General features: G+C 35.7%; 1 protein-coding gene. It reads right to left on the bottom strand.

The genetic code is table 11. The annotated features are described in order from the left end of the window. Positions 1 to 292 precede the first annotated feature (292 nt). Positions 293 to 1,027 carry a prolyl oligopeptidase family serine peptidase gene (locus tag J7J10_04580; GenBank protein MCD6130206.1) on the bottom strand — a complete coding sequence of 245 codons (735 nt, stop codon included), beginning with the start codon at positions 1,025 to 1,027 and terminating at the stop codon, positions 293 to 295. Positions 1,028 to 1,050: the final 23 nt, after the last annotated feature.

Raw genomic sequence — 1,050 nt, forward strand, 5'->3', positions numbered from 1 at the left:
CTTCTAATCCGTAGGTTGTGGGTTCGAGTCCCACCCGGCGTACCATTGTTTAAGCTTATGTTAAAGCCAATTTCAGGGAAACTTGAGGTTGGCTTTTTTGTTGGTTATTTCTTTGGGGTAACTATAGGGTAGCTTTGCATTAGGTTTAATCCGTTTTTTTGTGTGTGTAATTCTTCCCACTAAACCACAGGATGTCAAAATTATATAAATTTTTAAATTGACTTTGTAATTCAAATGAAAGATTCGATCAGTTTTGTTCTCTTACACTTGCAACTTATCGAAAATAGTCCCATCATTGTTGTAGATACCTATCAAACCACTCAAAAATTCTTCTATTCCTTTCAGCGCAATGTGTGTTCAAACCGTGATCACCTTTTGGAAAAATAACTAATTCGTGAACATTACCGGATTCTTTTAACCTTTCAGAAAGCTTTTTAGCTTGGCTTACTTTTACTCTCCAGTCGTTTCCGCCATGAAGAATTAAAATAGGAACATTTATTTTTTCTGGCCAATAAAATGCTGAGCGTTTTTTCCATTCATTTTTATCCATTCCAACTAGTTCTCTAATCACATTTTTCATTCCCTCTTCTCTTTCACTATAAGTCTGAGTTAGATCAGTAACGCCACCTACGACTGCCGCAGCCTTTATCTCGGCATCATGCTTTATTGCTAAATACATCATCATGCCGCCTCTTGAAAATCCCAACATTACAATTTTATTTGGAACCGTAAATGGCAGACTTTTTGCTAAAGGTATTAGGTTTAAAACGTCATCAATATCTTTACCTCCAAATTCTTCGTGTCCTTCACCTCCTTCATTTCCTCTATACTGAGAGGCTATTACGACATAATTATTAGAGGCCAAATAGGATAAATATTTTAATTTTCTCACTGTAATTTTGTCAAACTCTCGATTTCCGCCTCTGTTGAATATGATGACAGGAAATTTAGAACCTTCATCCTTTAGTTTTAGTATAAATCCAACACTCTTTAATCTACCGCCTCGAAATTTTTCTCTATAGCCCACTCACCTTCACCAACAAACATTTT

It is taken from the genome of Deltaproteobacteria bacterium, assembly GCA_021159305.1.
Lineage (GTDB): Bacteria > Campylobacterota_A > Desulfurellia > JAGGSF01 > JAGGSF01 > JAGGSF01.